The sequence below is a fragment of the Archangium violaceum genome (assembly GCF_016859125.1).
In the GTDB taxonomy this organism is placed as follows: Bacteria; Myxococcota; Myxococcia; order Myxococcales; family Myxococcaceae; genus Archangium; species Archangium violaceum_A.
The window spans coordinates 6,932,509-6,956,359 of sequence record NZ_CP069338.1 but is presented as its reverse complement, the minus strand read 5'-3'; the positions used below and the strand labels follow the sequence as shown (position 1 = coordinate 6,956,359).

Genomic DNA, 23,851 nt, shown 5'->3' with positions numbered 1-23,851 from the left:
CGCCGGGCCGCGACTCAGGAGCCGCGGGTCTTCCCCAGCGAATGCGCGCCGGGGGACTCCGCCAACGCCTGGATGGACTGGATGCGCCGCTCCGCCTCCTGGGCGTCGAGGAAGATGTGCAGCATGTCGCGGATGCTCGGCAGCGCCCGGGCCAGCAACGCGGGGGTGAGCAGCTGAGGCTCCACCCCGGCCTTGCGGCAGGCGCGCGTCATGGTGGAGGGAGCGATCACGGGCGACAAACCGCAGCGCGCCACCAGCGCGTCGAAGAGGGACCCGTGGCCAGCTCCAATGGCGGGCGCGGGGGCGGCCGTGGCCGGCACCACGGGAGCCACGTGCGTCACCGGAGCGATCGGGGCCACGGAATGATGGGGCAGATGGGGAGTGGCCATCGAACCCGAGGCGGACTGCTCGGACTCCGCCCGGCGCCGCAGCTCGGTGCGCACCTGCGCGCGCAGCACCTCGATGTCCTCCGTCTTGGAGCAGAAGGCATCCACCTTCACCGCCAACGCCTCGGAGATGAGCTTCGCGTCGAAGCCGGCCGTCAGGCCCACCACGGCCACCTGCGCCGTCGCCGGCAGGGCCCTCACGGCGCGCACCCACTCCGGGCCCTCCAGCCCCGGCATCTCCAGGTCCAACAGGATGCAATCCACCGGCTGGGCCTCCAGCAGCCGCATGGCGTCCTCTCCGGACTCGGCGATGATGACGTCGTGGCCATCCTTGCGCAGCGCGTCCGCGGCGCGGTGGCGGAAGTCGATGCGCCCGTCCACCACCATCACCCGGCGGCGCCTGCCGGCCGACACCAGCCGCGGCGTCCCATCCGCCTCGGGCACCTGGGTCAGCTCGTGGGCGCGCCGCACCACGTACGCCGAGTCGTAGGGCTTGCCCACATAGTCGTTGGCGCCATGTGACAGGCCCTTGAGCCGCTGCATCACCGCCGCCTCGGTGGACAGCATCAACACGGGCAGGTGCGCGGTGCGAGGCGCCCGGCGCAGCTCCTCCAGCAACTCCACGCCCTCGCCATCCGGCAGCAGCATGTCCAGGATGACCAGGTCGAACTCACTCTCGCTCAGCGCCTTGCGAGCGACCGCGAGGCTCTCACACAGCGTGGTGCCGAAACCCGCGGCGCTCAGCACCCCGCGCATGTCCGCCCGGACCGTCGCGCTGTCGTCCACGATGAGCACACGTGCCTTCATGCCGTTCCTTCCCTGGCGCCCGCTCGCGCGAGCGCCGTCAGCAGGGGTGGGATGTCCGTCAGCCCCACCACATGCTGTGCCGCCCCCAGCCGGATGGCTTCCCGGGGCATGCCGAATACCACGCAGGTCGATTCATCCTCCACCACTGTCGCCGCGCCCGCGCGTCTCAATGCCGCCAACCCCTCCGCGCCGTCCCGTCCCATGCCCGTCAGCAAACAACCGATGGCGGCCGCCCCCAGCTCCCGAGCCACGGACTCGAAGAGCTCGTCCACCGAGGGCCGGCACGAATGCCGCTCCGGCCCGTCCACCACCCGCAACCGCCCGCCCTTGACCACCAGGTGCCGGTTACCCGGCGCCATCCGCACATTCAACCGGCCCGGCAAGGGTAGCAACTCTCCGTCCACCGCGTTGCGCACCGACAGTCCACTCTGCGCCTCCAGCCACTCGGCCATGGCGGTATCGAAGTGCTCGGTGATGTGCAGGACCAGCAGCACCGGCAGCGGGAAGCCCGCCGGCAGGGCGCGGAGGATGTGGCGCACGGCGGCCGGACCGCCCGTGGACGCTCCCATCACGAGCAGCCGAGGGGGCACCGGAGGTGCCGTCACCCGGGGCGGAGGATGTGGTTCCTCCAGCCGCAACCGGGCCCGGACGTGGGTGATGACCCGCACCCGCGCCGCCACCCGCACCCGCGACAACAACATCCCCATCCACTTCGCGTCCAGGAGTCCCGAGGGCTTGTCCACCGCGTCCACCGCCCCCGCGGCCAGCGCGTCCATCGTCCGCAGGCCTTCCGTGCGATTCTCAGCCGCTGAGAGAACGACGATGGGGGTGGGACAATGGGCCATGATGAGCTCGGTGGCCCGCAGCCCGTCCACCTTCGGCATCACCAGGTCCATCGTCACCACGTCCGGACGCAGGCGCTGGCACTGCTCGAAGGCCTGTTGACCATCGGAGGCCTCGCCCACCACCTCGCACGAGGTGTCGAACGCGAAGGCATCCGCGAGCCGGCGGCGTACTGTCAGCGAGTCGTCGACGATGAGGACCCGCAGACGGTTCACGTGGACCTCCGCGAGGAGGCCGTCAGACGGGCGACCGTGTCGAGGAAGCCGTGCTGCTGGAACTCTCCCTTGACGATGTAGGCCGACACGCCCGCTTCCCGGCCGCGCCGCTTGTCCTCCTCCGTGGCCAGCGAGGACACCATGAGGATGGGCAGGGACTGCAGCGCGGGCATGGAGCGGATGCGGCGGGTGACGTCCAGACCCGTCATCCCCGGCATCTCCACGTCGACGATGAGCAGGGAGTGGCCACCACGCTGGATCTTCTCCAGGCCCTCCTCGCCGGAGGCGGCCAGCTCCACCTGATAGCCGGCGGCCTCGAGGATGCTCTTCTCCAGCATCCGGGTGGTGACGGAGTCATCCACCACGAGGATGAGGTGCCGCTGCACGGCGCGCGCCTTGGGAGGCCCGCCCGAGGAGCCCGCCTGCACCAGACGCACCAGGCCGGCCGCGTCGAGCAGCAACAGGGGAACGCCCTGCTCGTCGAAGCTGGCACCCGCCACCATCGGCAGCGGGGGCACGGTCGCGGGCAGGGGCCGGCTCACCCGGCGGGAAATGCCCAGCAGCTTCTCCACGCCCAGCGCGGCCCGGCCCGCCGCGCCCGCGTCGAGCACCAGGACGGACCAGGCCCGGGGCCGCTGTCCCGTCCCCGCGCGCCCCAGCGCATCCACCAGGGGGAGGAAGGGCAGCACCTCGCCCGCGAAGGAGATGCAGGCGCGAGCCCCCGTCCAGGTGACGGCCTCGGCTGGCAGGTGGATGGCGCCGCTCAGGGCCTCCAGGGGCACCAGCAGACGCTGCCCGCCGGCCTCCACCCCCAGCACCTCCAACGAGGCCAGCGTGAGGGGCACCTCCAGCGTGATGCACGTCCCCAGCCCGGGCCGGGAGGAGATGTGCACCTCGCCCTTGAGCCGGCGGACCGTGTCCCGCACCACGTCCAACCCCACGCCACGGCCGGACACCTCGGTGATGGCTCGCGCCGTGCTGAAACCGGGCTGGAAGAGCAGCTCCAGCAACCCCTGCTCGTCCAGGGCGTCCGCCTCGGACGCGGAGACCACGCCGCGCTCCACCGCCACCTGGCGGATCCGCCCCAGGTCCACGCCGCGCCCGTCGTCCTCGCATTGGAAGGAGACGCGTCCACCGCGCCGCTGGACCTTCACCGAGAAACGGCCCGTGGGCGACTTGCCCACCGCCCGCCGCTCGTCGGGCGTCTCCAGCCCATGGTCCACCGCGTTGCGCACCACGTGCACCAGCGCCTGACGGACCGCCGCCAGCACGTGCCCGTCGATCTGGATGTCCCCGCCCTCCGCGTCCACCTCCACCTGGCGGCCCAGCGAGGCGGCCGCGTCGCGAGCGGCCAGCTCCATCGGTCCGAAGAGCGTCTGCGTCGGAACGAGCCGCAGGGTGTTGGCCCCGTCCCGAAGCCGCGCCAGCTCCGACTCCACCTGCCCCAGCCCACCGCCGAGCTGCCGCCCCGCCTTCACCAGCGAGGAGCGCAGGCTCTCGGCCACGGCCAGGACGCGAGACAGCCACCGGGCCCGCTCGGCGGGCGAGCCACTGGAGGCCACCGGCGCGGTGAGCTGCGCGATGAGGCTGCCGGCACCGTGCTGGGCCTGCGTCAGCGACTCCACCGCCCCGCGCAGACCGCCCAGCTGCACCACCGCCTCGGACAGGCCCTCCAGCAGCGTGTCCAGCCGCTCCAACTCCACGCGCACCACCTCGGAGGACGGTGCCTCGGGGAGCGCCAACGCGGGGGCCCCCTCCTGGGACTGGGCCTGTTCCTCCTGGGCGGGAGCGGGCGCCGGAGCCTCCAGCTCGTCCAGCGCTTCCGCCATCTGACCCACGAGGCGCAGGAACTCGTGCACGCTGTCGACGGGCAGGGAAGCGCCGCTGTTGCGGTAGGGCGACAGCGCGTCCTCCACCGCGTGCGCCATCTCCGCCATGCGCACCTGGCCCACCACCCGCGCGGCCCCCTTGAGGGTGTGCGCATAGCGGAAGAGCTCCGGCACGGCCTGCGCCCCTCCCTCTCCATCCGCGAGGGAGAACAGGCCCTGCGTGAGCTGCTCGATCAGCTCCCGGGCCTCGATGCGAAAGTAGCGGTAGGGATCGCTGTCCAGGCTCATGAGGCGCGCGAATCGATGATGGCGTTGAGCTGCTTGGAGAGTTCGATGAGCCGGGTGGCCGTCTGCAGCGTCTGCCCGGAGGTGGACTCGGCCTGACGCGCCGTCTGGGCCACCTCGAGGATGGCGGTGCTCACCTGCTCCACCGCCGTCGTCTGCTGCTGGGTGCTCAGCTCGATTTCGCGCGCCACGTCCAGGTTGGCGCGAACCAGCTCCGCGATGTGCCGGAAGCTGCCCGCCACATCGGAGAACTGCCGGGCGCTGCTCTGCACCGCCTTGGAGCCATCCTCGGTGGCCATGATGGTGGTGTTGGAGGCGGCGCGGATTTCATCGATGAGCACGCGGATGTCCTTGGTGGCGCCCCCCACGCGGTCCGCCAGCTTGCGGATCTCCTCGGCCACCACGGCGAAGCGCTTGCCGTGCTCACCGGCGCCGGCGCTCTCGATGGTGGCGTTGATGGCGAGGATGTTCGTCTGCTCGGCCAGCTCGTTGATGATGTCGAGGATGCCGCCGATCTCCTGCGAGCGCTTGCCCAGCTCCAGCATGTGGTTGACGATGGCGTCCACCTGGCGGCGCACCGTGTCGATGGCCTCCTGGGCATGATGCACCGTCTCGTTGCCGGTGCGGGCGGCGCCGGCCGTCTCGTCCGCCACACGGGCCACCTGCTGCGCGCTGGAGGCGATCTGCCGCGAGGTGGACAGCAGCTCCTTGACGGTGGTGGAGATCTCCGTGGTGGCCGAGGCCTGCTCGCGCGCGCCCGTGGCCTGCTGCGAGGCCGCCGACTGAAGCTCCGCCGAGGAGCCCTGCACCTGCGCGATGGCCGAGCCGATCTTCTTCTGCAGGCCGGCGCCCACCAGGGAGGCGGCGAACACGACGAGGAGGACCGCCACGACCCCGCCCCACTTGTAGAGCCCCTCGAAGGAATCCGCGTCGCGATCGAGCTGCTCCTGGCGCGCCTCGAGCAGCCGCAACTCCGCCTGACGCAGCTCCTCCACCGCCTTCCGGGTGGCATCCATCAGCGCCTTGCTCTCACCGGTGTTGATGGCGGCCAGGGCGGCGTCGAAGCCCTGGGTGCGGCGCAGCTCGATGTTGGCCTGCAGGCCGTCCAACTTCCGCATGAGGAGGGAGCGCAACGTCTCCAGGCGTCCGGTCTGCTGGGCGTTGTCGGCGACGAGCTCGCGCACGCGCTCGAGCTCCACCTCCAGATCACGCCGCGCCTCGAGGTAGGGCGCGAGGTAGGAGTCATTCCCGGTGAGGATGTAGCCACGGTGCCCCGTCTCCGCGTCCTTGGCGCTGGAGAGGACCCGCTCCAGTCCATTGATGACCTGGTGGGAGTGCCCCACGGCGACGGCGGCGCCCGTGAAGTCCCGGGTGCTCTTGAGGGCCATGTAGACGAAGAGGCCGATCAGCACCACCACCATGGCGACCGCGGCGGCGAACTGCCGGACCAGCGTCCATTTCGAGAACATCTTCATCATCTCCCCTGCTGGAGCGCGGAGGCGTCCTCCAGCAACTTTCTCACGAGAGAGTCGACATCGAGCACCGGCAACGGGGGCACGTCCGGAAGGAGAACACTGGTGCTCAACAAGGGGTGGGTGGAGGAGCTACCACCGGGCCGCATCTGCTCCGAGGTGGCGCGCATCTGCCCCTCGAACCCCGCCGCCGCCAGCCCCACGCGCCGGGCACCACCGGCCAGCAGCAACCAGCGCGGAGGCTCACTGGACTGCAGGCCCAGCAGCGCCGCCAGGTCATGCACGGCGATGAGCTGGCCCCGGAGCCCCGCCAGCCCCAGCAACGCGGCCGGAGCACCCGGCAGGCCCACCAGACGGGGCATGAGGTGGAGGCCGGAAAGGTGTCCCAGCCGCACGGCCAGGGGGGCGCCTCCCACGCGCAGCCGCAGCAGCGCCTCGCCGGGCTCCTGCCGCGGAGGGGGCGGACGAGAGAAGGAGGAGTCGAAGCTGTCACGCAGCTCGTCCAGCCGCAGGGACACCCGGGAGCGAGGCAGACTCATGGGACCTCCGTACAGGCCTGCAGCTCCTGCAGGACCACTTGCATCAGGCCATGACGGCCGAAGCCACCACCGAAGAGCGACAGGTACAGGGGCTTCTCCTGGGGTAACAGGGAGAGCGCCATGCGCAGGGCCACCCGGGCCTCGACCACGTCACCGGCCCGGCGCGCCAGCGTTCCCGCGCGCAGCTGGCCCAGGGCGAAGGTGGGATCCGCGCGCACGGACGCGACGTACCGGCCGCGGGCACCGACCTCGTCTCCGAACTGCTCCAGACACAGCCCCAGGAGGTAGTGGGCCGGGGCCTCGGTGACACTCGTCGCGGCGAGCTGCCGGCCCAGCTGCTCGGCCTGTCCCAGGCGCCCGGCGTGCAGGTGAAGCACCGCGCGCAGCAGCAGGGCCCTGGGTTGCGAGGACGGGGGCAACTGGGGCAGCGACTCCAGGAGCGACCAGGCCTCGGTGTAGCGCTCCGCCGCGAGCAGATGCAGCACCCCGTCCACCCCGTCCGGCGCTGGAGCCGGAGCCGGCGCGGGAGGCACGACCACCGGAAACGTCACCTGTGACGACGTCCGCTGGAGGGCCGCGGGCGGCGCCATGGCCAGGGCCGAGGCGCTGGCCTGCGCCGGTTGCCGCAGCCGGTAGTAGAAGGCGTCTCCGCCGCGCAGCAGCTCGAAATCATCGGAGATGCCGCGCAGCGTCTCGCTGGGCCCGAGGAAGAGGTAGCCGCCGGGGACCAGCGCCTGCGCCATGCGGGCGATGATCCGCCGCATCGCCTCGGGCGGGAAATACAGCATCACATTGCGGCAGAGGATGGCGTGGAAGGAACCCGGGGCCCAGAAGGCGGGGGCCTCCTCCATGAGGTTGCGCTCCTCGAAGATGACCTGGTCGCGCACCTGGGGCCGGAGGGAGAAACCCTCGGGAGTACGCTGGAACCACTGCTCGCGCATGGCGAGCGGCACGGCGCGCAGCGACCAGGGCGAGTAGCAGGCCCGGCGCGCATGGGAGATGGCACGCGGGTTGACGTCGATGCCGAGGATGCGGAGCCGCGAGGCATCCACGCGGCCGCGCTCGCGAGCGAGGAGGGCCACGGAGTAGGGCTCCTCTCCAGAAGAGCAGCCGGCACACAGCACGCGGATGTTGGACGTCTGGCGCAGGAAGGAGGGCAGCACCTGATCCACCAGCGTCTCGAGCTGGGTGGGGTGGCGCAGGAAGTACGTCTCTCCCACGGTGAGCCGCTCGGCGAGCGCCTTCCACTCCTCCTGCTGTGTCGACGAGGAGGCCAGCTGCTCGAGGTAGCGCTCCACGCCACTCCCGGCGGACCGCTCGGCGAGCAGGGGCTCCAGCTCACCCCACTGGGCCTTGTCGTAGAACAGGCCCAGACGCTTTTCCACGAGCGCGACGAAACGCGCCAGCGCGGGGCGTGAAGACTCGGCGATCACGCGCCCCCCTGTCCGGAGGACTTCTCCAGGCGGCCCCAGAGCTCCTCGGGCAACAGGCGGGAGGCCCCGAGCACGGCCAGCAGGCGGCCATCCAGCGAGCTCAGGTGCTGGAGATGGCCGCTGGCGGTGGCCTGCAGCAGGGCCGGCACCGAGTCCAGGGAGCCCTCCTCCAGCCAGCGCAAGCCGCGCACCTCATCCACCTCGAGCGCCAGCCGCCCCTCGGGCACCCGCAGCGAGACGAAGCGCTGGCCCTCACCGGGCCGCGCCGAGCCTCCGCCCAGCAACGTCGTCAGGCTCACCACCGGGGCGGGCGTGCCGCGCATCACGCACACTCCCCGTACGAACGACGGGGCCGCGGACACCGGGGCAACCGGCAGCGGCCTCATCGTCTCCTCCACTTCCTCGAGCGGCAGCGCGCACATCCACTCCTGCGCCCTCACCACGAGGAAGCAGCGCGACCCCTGCCTGGGCATGACTCCCCCTTCGGGTTCGAAATCCACGCAAATCATGCACCCTCAGCATATGTCAAGGCGAGGGAGGACCGCGTCCGATGCCCGCCTGGATGGTGTCGGCCCACCCACGCACACCCCCGAGCACACCCGCGCGGAAACCGCTCATGCCGCCCCCTCTTCCTGATTTCACGGCACATCCACCGACGGCCGCGCTTTAAACCCAGACGGAAATTTGGCACCCGCGCGAAACCTCTTCACTGCCCAGGCTTTCATGAAAGCCTTTCCGTGAAGAATCGATGCCGCCGAGCTACAAAGCCTCGACATTTTCCGAGCTTTCCCCATACTTGGGAATCGCTGGGTAGGCGTGGTCGCACAAGGCCTCACACCCGCCTGCCCTCGAATCAAAAACAGCGTTTGAGTTGTGGTCGAAGCCACCGGGCGTGGGTCTTTCTCGTGGCCGCGAGCAGGCATTACACTCAGAGTCTCGCCATGCAGCAACAGACAGTCATTGCCACAAACCTGCCACGAGCAGGACGCCGAGTCGCAACCACGGAACGGAGTCGATGCGTATGATTCGGATCGGGCGAAGGCAGTTCACGGCAGGGTTGGGCGCCTCGCTGCTGGCCGCGCCCCTGCTGCGATTCCTCAGCGGAGAAGCCCAGGCGGCGACGCCGGTGGCGAAGCGGCTGATCATCTTCTTCACCCCCAATGGCACGGTGCACCGCCACTGGCGCCCGAGCGGAACGGAGACGGCCTTCTCGTTCCCCGCCGGCAGCATGCTGGAGGCGCTCAACCGCCACGTGTCCAAACTGCTCGTCTGCGAGGGCATCGACTTCGCGGAGGTGGACAACCACGAAGCGGGCATGGCCAACATGCTCACCGGCGGAGGCACCGCGCGGAATGCCTCGGGGGGCCTGTCCGTCGATCAATACATCGCGAGCAAGGTGGGCCAGAGCTCGCGCTTCCAATCGCTGGAATTCGGAGTGCAGACGAGCCTCTGGGGCGCCGCGCGTTCGACGCGTATGTCGTATTCGGCCCCGGGTGTCTTCGTCTCGCCCGAGGACAACCCGCGCAACGCCTTCCAGCGGCTCTTCGGAGCGCTCGGGGGTGACACCACCGCCGCCGACAAACAATTGCGGCGGCGCAAGAGCATGCTGGACCTGGTGCGTGGCGAGATGAATGACTTGTCCCAGCGGGTGGGCGCGGAGGAGAAGCGCAAGCTCGAGCAGCACCTCGAGGCGCTCCGGCAGACGGAGAAGGGGCTGACCGAGCCCGTGGCGATCCCCGGGTGCCCCTCCGCCACGGCCCCCATCGCCATGGACGCCATGGCGAACGCCAACTTCCCCACCGTGGGCCGCGCCCAGATGGATCTGCTGGTGAGCGCGCTCACCTGTGGCATGACGCGCGTGGCCTCGCTCCAGTGGTCCCACACCGTCGCGCCCCAGGTCTTCACCTGGTCGGGCGTCAACGAGGCCCACCACGAGCTCTCCCACAAGGACGACTCCAACACCTTCGGGCTCGGGGAGTTCATCAAGTGCGAGCGATGGTTCGCCGAGCAGTTCGCCTACCTGCTCGACTCCCTCGCGGCCCGCCCCGACCTGGAAGGGAGCGGCACGATGCTCGACTCCACCCTGGTGGTCTGGGCCAAGGAGCTTGGCGACAGCCGCCTGCACACCTGCCGCTCCGTTCCCTTCGTGCTCGCCGGGGGCGCGAACAGCTACCTGCGCTTCGGACGCTACCTCCGCTTCAACGGCGTTCCGCACCAGAAGCTGCTCACCTCTGTCTGCCACGCCATGGGCGTCTCCATCGACACCTTTGGCGATTCCACCAAGGCCAGCGGTCCGCTCAGCGAGCTCGTCTGACCCCCTTCATCCCCTGACAGTCCCCCTTCGCGATTAGGAGGCAGACCCGTGCTCACCACCCGGCACCTCGCTGCCCTTGGCGCCCTCTTTTTCTCCGCGACCCTTCTCTCCGCCTGCAAATCCGACACGGGCGGCTGCCCCGATGACCTGGAGTTCTTCCGCGCCCGGCTGTGGGAGCCGGTGATGTCCACGCAGTGCATCGCCTGCCACAAGGCCGATGGGCTCGCGGCCGGGACACGCCTGGTGCTGCTGCCTCCGGGAGAGCCGGGCGCGGTGGAGTCCAACTTCATGACGGTGCGGGGACTCGCGCGCGAGCTGCTCGACGACGAGTCCCTGCTCGTGCTCAAGCCCGCGGGCCTGCACCCCCAGGGACACGGGGGTGGCACGATCGTCGCCCAGGGCGGCACGCGCTACGAGGACTTCCAGCGCTTCGCGGACCGCATCAACGGCGTCGCGGGAGCCTGTGAGGGCTTCACCCAGGTGGCCTGCGAGCCGGACAAGGTCGACCCCAGCGCCCGGCGGCGGATCCGCATGCTGACGCGCTTCGAGTACGACAACACCCTGCGCGACCTCCTCTACCAGGACTCCACCTGGGGGCAGTCACTGCCCTCGGAGGAGGTGGTGAACGGCTTCGACAACAACGCGGACGCACGCGCCGTGGGCCAGTTGCTCACCGACAAGCTCCTCACCGCCGCCGAGCAGGCCGCCGAAGCGGCCGTGACGAACCTGTCCAAGCACGTCTCCTGCTCGGCGGGGGAGGCGTGCGCGAAGCAGTTCATCCAGAGCTTCGGCCTGCGCGCCTTCCGCCGCCCGCTGACGGACGCGGAGCGGACCCGCTATGAGTCGCTCTACGCGAGCGTGGCCCCGACGGACGGGTACACCGAGGGCATCAAGGCCATCATCGCCGCCATGCTCCAGTCCCCGAACTTCCTCTACCGCACGGAGCTGGGTCAGCACCTGGGAGACGGGCGCTACGCGCTCACGGACTACGAGGTGGCCTCGGAGCTGTCCTACCTCTTCTGGGGCTCGATGCCGGATGAGGCGCTCTTCGCCAAGGCGCGCGAGGGAACCCTGCACACGCCCGAGCAGATCGCCACCGAGGCGCGCCGCATGCTGGCGTCCCCCCGGAGCCGCCCCATGTTGGATCACTTCGTGAGCCAGTGGCTGGACATGGAGAAGCTCGCCCAGGCGCAGAAGGACAGCACCTACTTCGAGGACTTCAGCCCCACCATCCGCTCGGCGATGAAGGCCGAGACGACGGAGTTCTTCGACTACGTCGTCCGCAACAGCAGCGGCCAGCTGCCGGAGCTCTTCTCCGCCGACTACACGATCGCCTCGGACGGGCTGGCGGCGTTCTACCGCCTGGAGTCGGGGCCGGTGAGCTCCACGACGAAGCTCGGCAATGGCATGCGGATGTGGGAGCTGAAGGGCACGGGACGCGGCGGAATCCTCACACAGGGTAGCGTCCTGGCGGCCCAGGCCACGCCGCAGACCTCCTCGCCCGTGCGCCGCGGCAAGCTCGTCCGCGAGCGGCTGCTGTGCCAGCCCCTCCCGCCGCCGCCCCCGGGCCTCAACGTGCAGCTGTCCCCCGTGGATGAGCAACTGCCCAACCGGGGGCGCTTCCAGGAGCACTCGAACAACCCGGCCTGCTCGTCCTGCCACCAGATGATGGATCCCATCGGCTTCGGCTTCGAGCAGTTCGACAGTGTCGGCCGCTTCCTGCCCGAGGTGAACGGGCAGCCGGTGGACGCGAGCGGCGAGGTGCTGTCCTCGCCCTCCACCAACGGCGCCTTCACGGGAGTGGACGGGCTCCAGCAGAAGCTGGCGCAGAGCCCGGACGTGCACGCCTGCTTCTCGATGCAGTGGCTGCGCTTCGGCTACGGCGTCTCCGGGGATGACGAGTCGTGCGTGAGCGGCCAGTTGACGGAGCGCTTCCGTCAGCAGGGGCTGAGCATCCCGGAGCTGATCATCTCGCTGACCCAGCTGCCCCGCTTCACCATGCGCCTGGGCGACGAGAGTGGCGTGGTCGATCCGACTCCGGGAACGGGTGATGGCACCGGAGGCGGGACGGGGGGTGGCACCGGTGGCGGGACGGGGGGTGGCACCGGCGGTGGAACGGGAACCCCCACGCCCCCGGCCTCCGGCAACGCGCAGATCTCCGTGTCCGTCCAGGACGACTGGGGAAGCGGCTACTGCCACAACGTCAAGGTGACCAACGCCGGGACGGCCCCGCTCGTCTGGCGTGTGACCCTCACCATCGAGGGCACCTTCACCCACGCCTGGAGCGCCATCGCCAGCCACTCCGGAAACCAGAGCACCTTCACGGGCCTGGACTGGAACGACGAGCTGTCACCCGGCAGCAGCACCAGCTTCGGGTACTGCGCGAAACGGTAACCCGGGCCCACGGCCCCGCTTGAACCTCGCCTCCCCTGTCGATAGGGAGGCGAGCGCCCCATGTCCCCCCCACGCCGTCCCTCCAAGAGAGGGCTCTTCATCCTCCTGTCGTTCGCCCTCCTGCTCGCCGTCAGTGGGGTCGCCGGACGTACCTGGCTCCAGGGAGAGGCGATGCACGCACGGGTTCTCGCCCGCGTGAAGCCCGCCCTGGAGTCGCGGCTGGGCCCGGTGCACATCGGCGATGACTTCCACGTGGGGTGGACCGGGACGGTGTCGCTGGGGCCCGTGGAGCTTCCGGGCACCCGGCCCGAGGGCCCTCCCGTGGTGCGCATCTCGCGCGTCACCGTCCACCTCCGTCGGATGGCGCTGCTCTCGGGACGTGTCGAGGCGAGCCGGGTGGTGCTCTCGAGCGTCCAGGTCGAGGCCGGGCCCCGGGGAGAGGAGGTGCGGGCCCTCGTCGAGCGGGTGCGCGAGGCGCGCGAGAAGCGGCCCTCGGCTCCGTCACCTTCCCCGAACGAGGGCTCCACCCGCGAGCTGCCCGAGCTGGTCCTGAAGGACGTGCACCTGGCCTTCGAGCGACAAGGCCGTGTGGAATGGGGTCCGCTCTCGGCCCGGGTGCGGCTGGAGGGGACGGCGGAGGAGCCCCGGCTCGAGGCGACGGCCGGGCTTCCAGGTGGCGGGAGCGCGGCCCTGTCCGTCCAGCGCGCGGAGTCGGGCTTCTCGGGGACTCTCGAGGGGAAGGGTATCCAGGCGGCCTCCCTGCTGTCACTCGCGGAGCCTCCGTTGCGCCTGGAAGGGGGCACGCTCGAGGGAAAGGCGCGGGTGGACGCCTCGGGGGCCACCTTCTCCCTGGCCATGACGGGCCTCTCCGTGAACAGCGCCCAGTTCGCCCCCGAGCCGGTGGGTCCGTTCGCCTTCTCGGCCGAGGGCCGCGCGCGTTGGGACATGAGGCGCCGGCGCGTGGAGCTCGAGTCCCTGCAGTTGACGGTGGGAGAGCGCCGCGAGGCACGCGTCGAGGTGCATGGCGAGGTCACCTGGAGCAAGGAGCCGCGCTTCTCGCTCCAGGCGGAGCTGCAACCCCTCTCCTTCGAGCAGGCCATGGCGGCGCTGCCCGCGGCCCTGGTGCCCGGCACCGAGCTGGCCCGGCTGGAAGGTCACTTCCAGGGCGCCTTCTCGCTCTCCGGTCCGATACGCCACCGCCGGAAATGGGAGGTGAAGGCGAAGCTCGATCTGTCGGAGCTGAAGCAGTCGGCCAGGGCCGGGCCGCTGGCCTGGCTCCGGGCGCCCTTCGACTACCGGCCCCTGACGCCCGAGGGCCGGGGGCGGGAGCTGCACATCGGCCCGAGCAACGACGCCTACGTGCCGGTGTCCGAGCTCCCTCATCCCCTGGTGCGCGCGGTGCTCCGCAGTGAGGACGCCGCCTTCTGGATTCATCGGGGCTTCGACTTCAACTCGCTCCGCAACATCCTGTTCGCACCCGCGGACGACAAGGTGCGCGGCGGCTCCACCATCACCCAGCAGCTCGCCAAGAACCTCTTCCTGTCCCGGGAGAAGACCTACGCGCGCAAGGTGAAGGAGGCCTTCCTCACGCTGGGATTGGAGGCCTCGGTGCCGAAGGAGCGGCTGCTCGAGGTGTACTTCAACATCATCGAGTGGGGCCCCAACCTCCATGGCATCGGCGAGGCGGCACGGCACTACTTCGGCAAGGATGCGCGCGAGCTGAGCATCCTCGAGTCCGCCTTCCTGGCCACCATCATCCCCAACCCGGTGCGCTACCACGTGTACTGCAGCCGGGGGGCGCTCTCCGACACCTGGAAGAAGAACGTGGATGAGCTGCTGACGGTGCTGTACTCGGGAGGAGACATCACCCAGGTGGAGTACCAGCACGCACTCTCCACCCCACTCACCTTCGCCGGCCACCACGGCGCGCGGACCTCCTCCGAGGAGGAGACGCGGCTGCGCGCCATCCCGTGAGCTCAGGTGTCCGCGCGGAGCGTCAGGATGGACACCTCGGGCGGCACGCCGATCCGGAAGGGCAGCCAGTGGCCCGTACCGCCCGACACGTACAGCTGCCCGTCCCCGCGCCGGTAGCGGCCCAGCATGTAGTCGAAGGCGAACCGGAACAGCGGCATGCCGAGGATCGCCACCTGTCCTCCATGCGTGTGGCCGGCGAGCGTGAGACGAGCGCCCCGCTCCAACGCGAACGGGAAGAAGTCCGGGTGGTGTGACAGGCAGATCACCACCTCATCCGCGGACGCGCCCCGGAAGGCCACTTCCGCCGATTGACGCATGCGCTCCGCCTTCACGCGCATGCCCCGCGTGCGCCCCATGGGGTAGTCCACGCCCACCACGCGCACCCGCTGCCCCGCGTGTTCGAGTACATGCGACTCGTCCACGAGCAGACGGACCGGACTCCCGCGGCGCGCGCTCGCCGCGTACGCCTCACGGATGGCGCGCAGGCCGCGCCAGTGCTCGTGGTTTCCAAGAATGGCGAGCATCCCGTGCGGCGCGCGGCAGGCCTCCAGCGCGGCCATCGTCCCATCGAGCTGCGCCAGATCGTCGATCAGGTCTCCCGTCATCACCTGCAGGTCCACCTGGGCCTTGTTCATCACCTCCACGGTGGCGCGCACGTACTCGGCGTCGATGAACGTCCCGACGTGGATGTCGGTGATCTGCCCGATCCGGAAGCCATCCAGCGCCCGGGGCAGGCCACGCAGCCGCACCTCGAGCTCCCGCACCTCGAAGCCCGAGGAGCCGGCCACCATGCCCACCGAGCTCGTCCCCGCCGCCAGCAACGGCAACGCACGACCCACTCCCGTGAGCAGATTGCGCCGCTCCATGTCGACCTGGACCGGCGGAGCCGTCGCGACCAGGGACGGGCCCTCGTCACCCACCTGTAACGTGGGAACCAGGCTCTCGCGGGTGCGGGCACCGCGACCGAGGAAGAGTGCCAGGGGCCACCCCAGGAGCATCACCAGCCCCACCGCGACGATCCACCCCGAGCTGAAGAGCTTCAGGGGCAGGCCCACCACCGGCAACACGCCGTGCTCTCCGAAACCGAGCGCCAGCGGAAGGGCGAAGGCCAGCACCGAGAGCACCGACAACCCGAGGAACGTCCACCGGCGCCATCCCTCGCGAAGGCCAGGCCACAACCGGCGAAGAACGAGGTACGAGCCAATGTTGACGAGGACGATGAAGAAGAGTCTCCCCATGGGCGGCAGTGCATAACAGAGCGTTCATCCGGACGCCGGGCGAACGCCAGCCTGCCCCCCAGATGAGCCTCCGCACGAAGAGATGCCCGCGGATGACGAGGTTCCTTGGACGAGGTGCCCCCATGTGCGACGTTGAGACACCATGACCGAGCAGGATGAGGACAAGGCCCGGGCCGTGCGCGAGCGCTACCAGGAGCTGGTCGCCAAGGTGGACACCTTCTTCACCCGCGTGCAGTCCCGCCACGGCGGCGCCATGCAATGCAAGGCGGGTTGCACGGCCTGCTGTCACGTCCGGCTGTCCGTCACCGCGCTCGAGGCCAGTGTCATCCGCGAGGGGCTCTCCCGGCTGCCGGAAGAGGAGCGCGCACGCCTGGCGCACCGGGCGAAGCAGGGCGCTCCGGGGAGCTGCCCGGCACTCGAAGCGGATGGGCGCTGTGCCCTCTACGCCTGGCGCCCCCTCGTCTGCCGCTCGCACGGAGTGCCCATCCGTCAGCGGGAGCCGGATGGCGCGGCCTCCGTCTCAGCATGTGAGAAGAACTTCGAGGGCGGAGCCGGGCTGCCAGACGTGTCCCCCGACTGCGTGCTCGATCAGACGACCCTGTCCACGGTGCTGGGTGCCCTGGACGCGGCCTACGCGGACGCGCGAGGGGCCCGGCGGGGCGAACGCATCCGACTCGACACGTTGCTGGGAGAAACGCGCTCGTAATCAGGACGCTCTAGTATCCTGGACCCATGCCCAACAGCCTGCTGGTCGTTCATGTCCACGTCCACGTCAAGCCCGAGTGGGTCGATGCCTTCCGCGACGCCACCCTGGCCAATGCGAGGGAGAGCGTGAAGGAGCCGGGCATCGCCCGCTTCGACGTCATCCAGGACACCGAGGACCCGACGCGGTTCGTCCTCGTGGAGGCCTACAAGAATCCCCAAGCACCCGCCGCCCACAAGGAGACGGCCCACTACCTGAAGTGGCGGGACACCGTGACGGAGATGATGGCCGAGCCACGCACGTCCCGGAAGTACGTCAACTGCTTCCCCGAGGACGCGGGTTGGTGAGATGGGAATGATGGGCTTCGAGTTCGCCACCGCCACACGCATCCTCTTCGGGGCCGGCCGGCTGGCCGAGGCCCCCGAGGCGATGAGGGCCCTGGGTGGCAACAAGGTGCTGCTCGTCACGGGCAGAGATCCCTCCCGCGCCGACGTGCTGCGCGAGGGGCTCGGCCGGCTCGGTCTCTCCTCCGTGAACTTCGCGGTGGACGGAGAGCCCACCGTGGAGCTCGTGCGCGAGGGGACCGCCACCGCGCGCGCCGAGGGATGTGACGCGGTGGTGGCCTTCGGAGGAGGCAGCGCGCTGGACGCGGGCAAGGCCCTCGCCGCGCTGGCCACCAATGGAGGCGAGCCGCTCGACTACCTGGAAGTGGTGGGCAAGGGACAGGCCCTGACGAAACCCTCGCTGCCCCTGGTGGCCATTCCCACCACCGCGGGGACCGGCTCAGAGGTGACGCGCAACGCGGTGCTGGGAGTGAAGGACGCCCAGGTGAAGGCGAGCCTGCGCAGTCCCCTCATGCTGCCCCGGCTCGCCATCGTGGACCCGGACCTGCTGGCGGGCGCGCCCCGCGGTGTCCTCACCTCCAGCGGACTGGACGCGCTCTCCCAACTCATCGAGCCCTTCCTGTCGGCCCGGGCCAACCCGCTCACCGACGCGCTGGCCCGCGAGGGCATTGTCCGCTCGGCACGCTCGCTGCGCCGCGCGGTGTTGGAAGGACCCGACGCGGCGGCAAGGGAGGACCTGGCGCTCGCGAGCCTCTTCGGCGGCCTGTGTCTGGCCAACGCGGGGTTGGGCGCGGTGCACGGCTTCGCGGCCCCGGTGGGAGGCATGTTCGATGCGCCGCACGGCGCGGTCTGCGCGGCGCTGCTCCCCGCCACGCTGGAGGTGAACCTGCGCGCGCTGAGGGCCCGCGCACCGTCGCACCCGTCACTGCCTCGCTTCCAGGAGGTGGCGGTGCTGCTCACCGGGCGCGCGGACGCTCGGGCCGAGGACGGCATCACCTGGGTCCGGGAGCTGTGCCAGGCCCTGGGCGTGCCGGGCCTCGGGCGCTATGGATTGACGGAGGCCGATGTTCCGCGGCTCGTGGCCCGGGCGAAGGCGGCCAGCAGCATGAAAGCCAATCCCCTCCCCCTCACGGACGAGGAGCTCACGGACATCGCCCTCCGCTCACGGTGAACGTCCACGCGGTGCGCTCCCGGTGGACGCTGACGAGAGGTTCTCATGGCCAACAGGATCAGTCGCATCACCTCCTTCGTCGAAAAACGCAAGCTCGGTTTCGGTGTCGCGCGCCTCATCATGATGACCGGTGTGAATGTCCGCGGCTTCGGCCCGAATGATCCGGATCCACCAGACGCACTGAGGCGACTGGAGCGGGCGTTGCCCCAACTGCTGACGGCCCAGGAGTTGATGGAACTCCAGGGGATTCTCTCGGAGCCATGAAGATGACGGTCGCGATCGGAGTCGGAGTCGGAGATGACACGGACGTGGAGAAGGCCGTCCACACCGCGGTGGAGCAGGCCCGGGCACAGCTCGGAGGCGTGCCCGCCCAGGCCGCCTACATCACCGCGACGGTGGACTACGAGGCCGCGCGCGTCCACGCCGCCTTCCAGGAAGAACTGTCCGGGGTGTCCCTGCACGGGGTGACCACGTCCCTGGGCGTGCTCACCCCGGTCGGCGTGCGCAACGAGGGCCACGGCGCCGTGGCGGTGCTGCTCGTGGGCGGTGCGCCCGGAACGGCCTTCGTGGCCTCCTCCAGGGAAACCGACGGACGCCAGGCCGGAGAGAAGGCGGCGCGGGAGCTGGTGCGCAAGGCGGGCGGGAAGATGCCGCGGATGATCCTCTTCAACGCCTCGCCCGGCGACGAGGAGGAGATGCTGGCGGGCATCGCGAGCGTGTGTCCGGACGTGCCGTGCCAGGGTGGCAGCGCCGCGGACCATGCCATCGCCGGGCAGTGGAGCGTCTTCACCCACGAGGGCCCGGTGCCGATGGGCGTGTCGCTGCTGGGCCTCTTCGGAGAGGTGCGGCTGGGAACGGCGCTGTCCACCCCCTACAGCCCCACGGGAGTGCGGGCCCGGGCCACGGGCGCCGAGGGCCGAAGCCTGCTCTCGTTGGATGGCCAGCCGGCCGCGCAGGTGCTGGGGCGTTGGATGGAGGGAGCCATCGATGACCAGCTGCGCTCGGGAGGCAACATCCTGGCGCAGACGGCGCTGCGGCCCCTCGCCGTGCGCCGCGACATGGGCAACCGGGACCATTACGTGACGGTGCACCCCGCCCACATCCACGCGGACCGGGGGGCGGTGGATGTCTTCGCCCGCATCGAGCCCCACGACGAGGTGTGCCTGATGACCGGCACCGCCGAGGGTCTGGTGAACGAGGTGGCCCATCTCATCGACACGGCGCTGGCGCACGGAGGCATGACGACGCGGGACGTGAAGGGCGCGTCGCTCATCTTCTGCGCCGGGTGCGCGGGTGCGCTGGGGCCTCGCATCGACGAGGGCCTGCGAACGTTCGCGCGGCTGCTGCCGGGTGTGCCCCTGCTGGGCCTGTGCACCTTCGGTGAGCAGGGCCACATCCCCGGTCTGGGCAACGTGCACCAGGACCTGTCGCTCAGCCTGACGCTCTTCGCCAACCCCTGACGCGGGCGCCCCCTCCCCTTCCACCGCACGTCAAGCCCCCTTCCTCATGCGGTGGAAGCGGCCGAATTCGAGGACCGCGTAAACCTCCGCCACGGCTGCCGCACGGCCCGTCACAGGGGCGCACTGTTCGTTGCATACCCAACAGGCGAAGAGCCATTCGCGCTATACCTGGGTCGTTCCCCCCGCTTCCAGGCGGACGACAGGAGCGCGTCGCACAATCATGGCTCGTCGGTCTCCCGTGCATTCCTTCCTGGCGCTGGCGGCGCTCGTGACGAGCGCCTGCGCATGGGTTCCCTCCACGGAACCCGAGGCCCCCCTCCCGCGGGAGCAACAGGCGCCCGTCGTGCAGGAGCCCACGGCCAGCGTGACGGCGCCCATCGTGACGAACGGCAGCCGGAACCGGATGCGAATCGCCCTCACCTTCGACGCCTGCTCCACGCACAAGAACGAGTACGACGAGCGCGTCATCCGCACCCTGGTGGAGACGGGGACGCCCGCCACCCTCTTCATCGGCGGCGGTTGGGCCCTGGCCAATCCGGGCCGCGTCCAGGAGCTCGCGCAGTACCCGGGCTTCGAGTTCGGCAACCACACCTTCTCCCATCCCCACATGCCCAGGGTGAAGGATGACCGGAAGGTCCTGGAGGAGCTGCAGCGCACGCAGCGGGTCGTCTATGACTTGAGCGGACGCATCCCCAAGTACTTCCGCCCGCCGTTCGGCGAGGTGGACCTGCGGGTCGCGTGGATCGCGTCCCAGGCGGCACTCACCACCATCAACTACGATCTGCCCTCGGGAGATCCGGATAGGAGCATCACCCCGAAACGGCTGGTGGACTGGGTGCTGCGCCAGGCGAGCCCCGGCGGCATCGTGGTGATGCACATGAATCACAAGCGCTTCCCCACCGCCCAGGCCCTGCCGGACGTCATCAAGGGTCTGCGCAAGCGCGGCTTCGAGCTCGTCACCGTGGGCACGCTGCTCGAGGACGACACCTGGCCCACGTGCATGCCGTCCGAGGAGCCCGAGCGTCCCGTGGTGGCGAACTTCATCCCCTGACGCGGGGCTTCCAGAAGACGAGCTCGGAGACTCCCGGGACGGCGAAGTCCGGGAGCGCGCCGACCTGACGGTACCCGTGGCGTTGGTAGAAGCGCTGTGCCCCCTCGTTGAAGTCGGAGGTGAGCAGGAAGTAGCCCCCGGAGGGCTCTCCACAACCGGCCTCGTAGGCCGCGAGCAGTTGCGCGCCGAGGCCCGAGCCATGGCGATCCTCACGGATCGCGAGCGTGCGCAGGTAGGCGCCGGTACCGAAGGTGCCCCGGGTGAGGAACCAACACACGCCCACCGGACCACTCTCGTCGGAGGCCATGAGCAACCCCTCGCCCCGCTCGAGCGCGCCACGGAAGCGGGCCGCCAGGGCGGTGGCATCCAGGCCGTAGGCCTTGAAGAGCGGGAGTGGCGCCAGCGCGGCGGCCAACGCCGGAAGGTCCTCCGGGGTCGCGGGGCGGATGACTGCGGGCATCGGGTCCTCTCGGTTGCGTGAGACGCCGGGAGATTGGACCGGAGCGCCGTACCAGACAACAGGACTCGCGCTCAGCCGGTGGTGAGCGCCTCCACGAGCCGGGGCAATATCTCGCCGGCACGCGCCTCCACGCGCACATCCACCAACTCACCGCCACGGCACTCGCCGATGTTGAGCAGACCGATGGGCATGTGACGATCGGCGGCGCGCTGGAGGAAGCGGAAGCCCGAGTAGACGGCCAGGGACGAGCCCACCACCAGCAGCGCATCCCCCTCCTCGAGCAGCGCGAACGCGGCCTCCACGGTGGGCGGGGGAACGTTGTCGCCGAAGAACACCACGTCTGGCTTCAGCGTCCCACCGCAGCGGGTACAGCCGGCCACCCGGAACGCCAGCACGGTCTCCACCGGCAGCTCGGCATCTCCATCCGGCCGCGGCTCGGCGGTGTGCTCCGTGAAGCCGGGGTTGAGCGCCAGCAGCCGCTCCTGCAACTCCGTCCGGAGCTCGATGGCCTCACAATCCAGACACCGCACCCGGGCGAGCGCCCCATGCAGCTCGATGACCCGCTGGCTGCCGGCGGCGTGGTGCAGACGGTCCACGTTCTGGGTGATGAGGCCGAGCACGTGGCCGTCGCGCTCCAGGGCCGCCAGCGATTGATGCGCCGCGTTGGGACGGGCCGACGAGAACCGCGGCCAACCGAGCAGGCTCCGGGCCCAGTAGCGCGCCCGGACCTCGGGACGGGTGAGGAACTCGCGATGCTGGATGGGATTGCGAGCGCGAGCGAGCGTACCGGGCCCGCGGTAGTCCGGGATGCCCGACTCGGTGCTGCACCCGGCGCCCGTGAGCACCACGATGCGGCGGCCCCGAAGCAGCGAGGCCAGGGCCTCCACGCCCTCGGTCGCGTCGAAAACGGACGGTCGTTCCAGGAGTGCGGTCATTCGGGGAGAATCTATAACGTGCCCCCCGCGTGTCCGCCGGTCCCCGGCCAGGAGACCGGGCGTCCGGGCCACCTAGGGGTGCTCCGGCCCCTCTTCCACCACCACGTGCCTCGGCCGCCGGAGGACATACAGCAGACCGATGCCCGTGATGATGCCGCCCGCGATGAGGGGCGCGCGTGCATCCGCCCCGGGCCCGAACACGCGGCCGATGATCATCACCAGACAGACCAGCACCCCCGCCATGGGGACGACCACCGGAACCTCGAAGGAACCCCGGGGCTCGTTCGGGCGGAACTTCAGGACGACCAGCGCCCCGTTCACCACCACGAAGGCCATCAGGAGCAACAGTGACGTGGCGTCGGCGAGCTGGCGGATGTCCCCCAACAGTACCAGGGTCAGCACGACGCCCAGCAGGACGAGGATGGCGACGTGCGGCGTACGACGGCCGGAGTGGATCCGGCCCAGGAACACCGGGAGCAACCCCTGACGGGACATGCCGTACAGCAACCGGGAGCCCATGACGTAGTTGAGCAGGGCCGTGTTGGCGACCGCGAAGATGCTGATGGCCGTGAAGAGGATGGGAGGAAAAGCGGGAGCGGCCTTGCGCACCACGTCCACCAGCGCGGCCTTCGACTGCCCCAGCTCGCGGTAGGACAGCACCGACACGGCGGAGATCGCCACCAGCACGTAGAGGAGCGTGGCGATCAGCAGGGCCAGCATCAACCCCAACGGAAGGACGACGCGCGGCCGCTTCACCTCCTCGGCGACGTTGAGGATGTCCTCGAAGCCGATGAACGAGAAGAACGTCAGCACCGCGCCCTGGAGCAACAGGCCCAGGGTGAGGCCCGCCTCCATGCCGCCCGCCTCCGGCGGAGGAACCTCGAAGTAGTCGACGGAGCCCCACGAGCCCACACCCACGCCGATGACGATCAACAACCCGGAGAGCTCGACGCCCGTGCACAGCATGTTCATCCACGTGCTCTCACGCATGCCCCGGAAGACGACGAGCGACAGCAACATCAGGAACCCGACGGCCAGCACCCCGGTCGGCAACCCCACCCCCAGGGACTGCACATAGCCGGCGATGACACGCGAGCCGGTGGCCATGGACGTCAGCCCGGAGGCCGCCACGCCCAGGCCAATGAGGAACGAGATGAAGGGGGCTCGGAAAGCGCGGTGGACGACATAGGGCGCACCCGCCGCGCGTGGGTAGCGCGAGCCGATGTTCGCGTAGCTCAGGCCCGTCAGCAGGGCGACGAGCATGGCCATGACGAAGGCCAGCCAGACGGCATTGCCCATGAGGCCCGCGGCCCTGCCCATCAGCCCGTAGACACCCGCCCCGAGCATGTCCCCCACGCCATAGACCGTCAGGGAGCCCAGGCCCAGGGTCCGGACCAGGGTCGGTTGCGGGGAGGAGGTGGCTTCGTCGACGGCCATGGCGCGCCGTCTTCTCACGGTCCGCATCCCATCGGACACGTCTTCGGCGCCAGCTGTCAGGAAGCCGCCAGCTGCACCCGTGTGGGTGGAGGCGCACCGATGGATTCCCGCGGCGAGATGGCATCATGAACACCATGAGGAAGGTGCTCTGGCTGTCTGGTTATGTCTGGGCGCTCCCGGTGACGGTGCTGGGGTTGATGCTCGCCATGCTCTTCGCTCGCCTGGAGTCCGTGGACGAGGAAGGCATCCTCCACTTCGTCGTCCTGCCCGAAGGACCACTCGCCTGGTATGTGCGCCGCTTCAACATCGCCGCCTTCGCCATTGGCGCGGTGGTGACCTACTCCCGGGATGACGGCCCGAGGCAGATCCGCCTGGTCCGCCATGAGCGCGCCCACGTCATGCAGACGCTCGTGCTCGGGCCACTGTTCCCGCCCCTCTATGGCCTCGCCTCGCTCTGGGAGCTCTCGCGCGGGCGCCATCCCTACCGCGACAACTGGTTCGAGGTGCGGGCACGCGCGGCCGAGGTGCCGGGCTACCGCACGCTGCGCCTCGTGCGCTAAG

General features: G+C 70.1%; 21 protein-coding genes. 10 read left to right on the top strand and 11 right to left on the bottom strand.

Translation table 11 applies throughout. The annotated features are described in order from the left end of the window. Nucleotides 1–14: 14 nt before the first annotated feature. The 7 genes from JQX13_RS29845 to JQX13_RS29815 are packed head-to-tail and all read right to left on the bottom strand — an operon-like array spanning nt 15 to nt 8,282. Complete coding sequence (locus JQX13_RS29845) at nt 15–1,193, bottom strand: response regulator (RefSeq protein ID WP_203402876.1); 1,179 nt, start codon at nt 1,191–1,193, stop codon at nt 15–17. Further along, nucleotides 1,190–2,251 (bottom strand): chemotaxis-specific protein-glutamate methyltransferase CheB, encoded by a 1,062-nt coding sequence (gene cheB / locus JQX13_RS29840; RefSeq protein ID WP_203402875.1) that lies wholly within the window; start codon nt 2,249–2,251, stop codon nt 1,190–1,192. Before cheB ends, JQX13_RS29845 begins: the two co-directional genes overlap by 4 nt. Beyond that, nucleotides 2,248–4,368 (bottom strand): hybrid sensor histidine kinase/response regulator, encoded by a 2,121-nt coding sequence (locus JQX13_RS29835; RefSeq protein WP_203402874.1) that lies wholly within the window; start codon nt 4,366–4,368, stop codon nt 2,248–2,250. The genes cheB and JQX13_RS29835 overlap by 4 nt, the downstream gene beginning before the upstream one ends. Beyond that, nucleotides 4,365–5,843, bottom strand: a complete 1,479-nt coding sequence (locus JQX13_RS29830) for a CHASE3 domain-containing protein (protein ID WP_239013937.1) — start codon at nt 5,841–5,843, stop codon at nt 4,365–4,367. Before JQX13_RS29830 ends, JQX13_RS29835 begins: the two co-directional genes overlap by 4 nt. Further along, nucleotides 5,840–6,376 carry a chemotaxis protein CheW gene (locus JQX13_RS29825; RefSeq protein WP_203402873.1) on the bottom strand — a complete coding sequence of 179 codons (537 nt, stop codon included), beginning with the start codon at nt 6,374–6,376 and terminating at the stop codon, nt 5,840–5,842. Before JQX13_RS29825 ends, JQX13_RS29830 begins: the two co-directional genes overlap by 4 nt. Then, nucleotides 6,373–7,809, bottom strand: a complete 1,437-nt coding sequence (locus JQX13_RS29820; RefSeq protein ID WP_239013936.1) for a CheR family methyltransferase — start codon at nt 7,807–7,809, stop codon at nt 6,373–6,375. Before JQX13_RS29820 ends, JQX13_RS29825 begins: the two co-directional genes overlap by 4 nt. Continuing rightward, nucleotides 7,806–8,282: a chemotaxis protein CheW gene (locus JQX13_RS29815; protein ID WP_203402872.1), complete on the bottom strand. Its 477-nt coding sequence runs from the start codon at nt 8,280–8,282 to the stop codon at nt 7,806–7,808. The genes JQX13_RS29820 and JQX13_RS29815 overlap by 4 nt, the downstream gene beginning before the upstream one ends. A 548-nt stretch (nt 8,283–8,830) precedes the next feature. Between JQX13_RS29815 and JQX13_RS29810 the strand changes: the two genes are divergently transcribed. Genes JQX13_RS29810 through JQX13_RS29800 form a run of 3 tightly spaced genes read left to right on the top strand, consistent with a single transcriptional unit; the run spans nt 8,831 to nt 14,491 of the window. Beyond that, nucleotides 8,831–10,123: a DUF1552 domain-containing protein gene (locus JQX13_RS29810; RefSeq protein WP_203402871.1), complete on the top strand. Its 1,293-nt coding sequence runs from the start codon at nt 8,831–8,833 to the stop codon at nt 10,121–10,123. A gap of 48 nt (nt 10,124–10,171) precedes the next feature. Further along, the gene (locus tag JQX13_RS29805) at nt 10,172–12,517 is read left to right on the top strand and encodes a DUF1592 domain-containing protein (RefSeq protein ID WP_203402870.1); all 2,346 of its coding nucleotides are present in this window, start codon (nt 10,172–10,174) and stop codon (nt 12,515–12,517) included. A 60-nt stretch (nt 12,518–12,577) separates the two neighbouring features. Further along, entirely contained in the window at nt 12,578–14,491 is a 1,914-nt protein-coding gene (locus JQX13_RS29800; RefSeq protein WP_203402869.1) for a biosynthetic peptidoglycan transglycosylase, read from the top strand. Nucleotides 14,492–14,493: 2 nt separating this feature from the next. Here the strand turns inward: JQX13_RS29800 and JQX13_RS29795 are convergent, their stop codons facing one another. Continuing rightward, the gene (locus tag JQX13_RS29795) at nt 14,494–15,729 is read right to left on the bottom strand and encodes a metallophosphoesterase (RefSeq protein ID WP_203402868.1); all 1,236 of its coding nucleotides are present in this window, start codon (nt 15,727–15,729) and stop codon (nt 14,494–14,496) included. A gap of 142 nt (nt 15,730–15,871) precedes the next feature. On the opposite strand from JQX13_RS29795, the gene JQX13_RS29790 reads away from it, so the two are divergent. The 6 genes from JQX13_RS29790 to JQX13_RS29765 all read left to right on the top strand — a co-directional run bounded on the left by JQX13_RS29790 (nt 15,872) and on the right by JQX13_RS29765 (nt 20,458). Further along, complete coding sequence (locus JQX13_RS29790; protein WP_203402867.1) at nt 15,872–16,435, top strand: YkgJ family cysteine cluster protein; 564 nt, start codon at nt 15,872–15,874, stop codon at nt 16,433–16,435. A gap of 26 nt (nt 16,436–16,461) precedes the next feature. Further along, nucleotides 16,462–16,779, top strand: a complete 318-nt coding sequence (locus tag JQX13_RS29785) for an antibiotic biosynthesis monooxygenase (RefSeq protein ID WP_203402866.1) — start codon at nt 16,462–16,464, stop codon at nt 16,777–16,779. Between the two features lies 1 nt (nt 16,780). Beyond that, nucleotides 16,781–17,947: an iron-containing alcohol dehydrogenase gene (locus JQX13_RS29780; RefSeq protein ID WP_203402865.1), complete on the top strand. Its 1,167-nt coding sequence runs from the start codon at nt 16,781–16,783 to the stop codon at nt 17,945–17,947. A 45-nt stretch (nt 17,948–17,992) separates the two neighbouring features. Then, entirely contained in the window at nt 17,993–18,211 is a 219-nt protein-coding gene (locus tag JQX13_RS29775; protein WP_203402864.1) for a hypothetical protein, read from the top strand. Nucleotides 18,212–18,213: 2 nt separating this feature from the next. Beyond that, the gene (locus tag JQX13_RS29770; RefSeq protein ID WP_203402863.1) at nt 18,214–19,407 is read left to right on the top strand and encodes an FIST signal transduction protein; all 1,194 of its coding nucleotides are present in this window, start codon (nt 18,214–18,216) and stop codon (nt 19,405–19,407) included. 220 nt (nt 19,408–19,627) lie between these two features. Then, entirely contained in the window at nt 19,628–20,458 is an 831-nt protein-coding gene (locus JQX13_RS29765) for a polysaccharide deacetylase family protein (protein ID WP_203402862.1), read from the top strand. Here JQX13_RS29765 and JQX13_RS29760 read toward each other — a convergent pair. From JQX13_RS29760 to JQX13_RS29750, 3 genes are all read right to left on the bottom strand, one after another. Beyond that, complete coding sequence (locus tag JQX13_RS29760) at nt 20,448–20,918, bottom strand: GNAT family N-acetyltransferase (protein WP_203402861.1); 471 nt, start codon at nt 20,916–20,918, stop codon at nt 20,448–20,450. The genes JQX13_RS29765 and JQX13_RS29760 overlap by 11 nt on opposite strands. Before the next feature lie 71 nt (nt 20,919–20,989). Continuing rightward, on the bottom strand, nt 20,990–21,853 hold the full coding sequence (locus tag JQX13_RS29755) for an NAD-dependent protein deacetylase (RefSeq protein WP_203402860.1): 864 nt from the start codon (nt 21,851–21,853) through the stop codon (nt 20,990–20,992). 72 nt (nt 21,854–21,925) lie between these two features. Continuing rightward, nucleotides 21,926–23,290, bottom strand: a complete 1,365-nt coding sequence (locus JQX13_RS29750; RefSeq protein WP_203402859.1) for an APC family permease — start codon at nt 23,288–23,290, stop codon at nt 21,926–21,928. A gap of 125 nt (nt 23,291–23,415) precedes the next feature. Between JQX13_RS29750 and JQX13_RS29745 the strand changes: the two genes are divergently transcribed. Beyond that, a complete protein-coding gene (locus tag JQX13_RS29745) occupies nt 23,416–23,850 on the top strand; it encodes a hypothetical protein (RefSeq protein ID WP_203402858.1) in 435 nt (144 codons plus the stop codon). Nucleotide 23,851 lies beyond the last annotated feature (1 nt).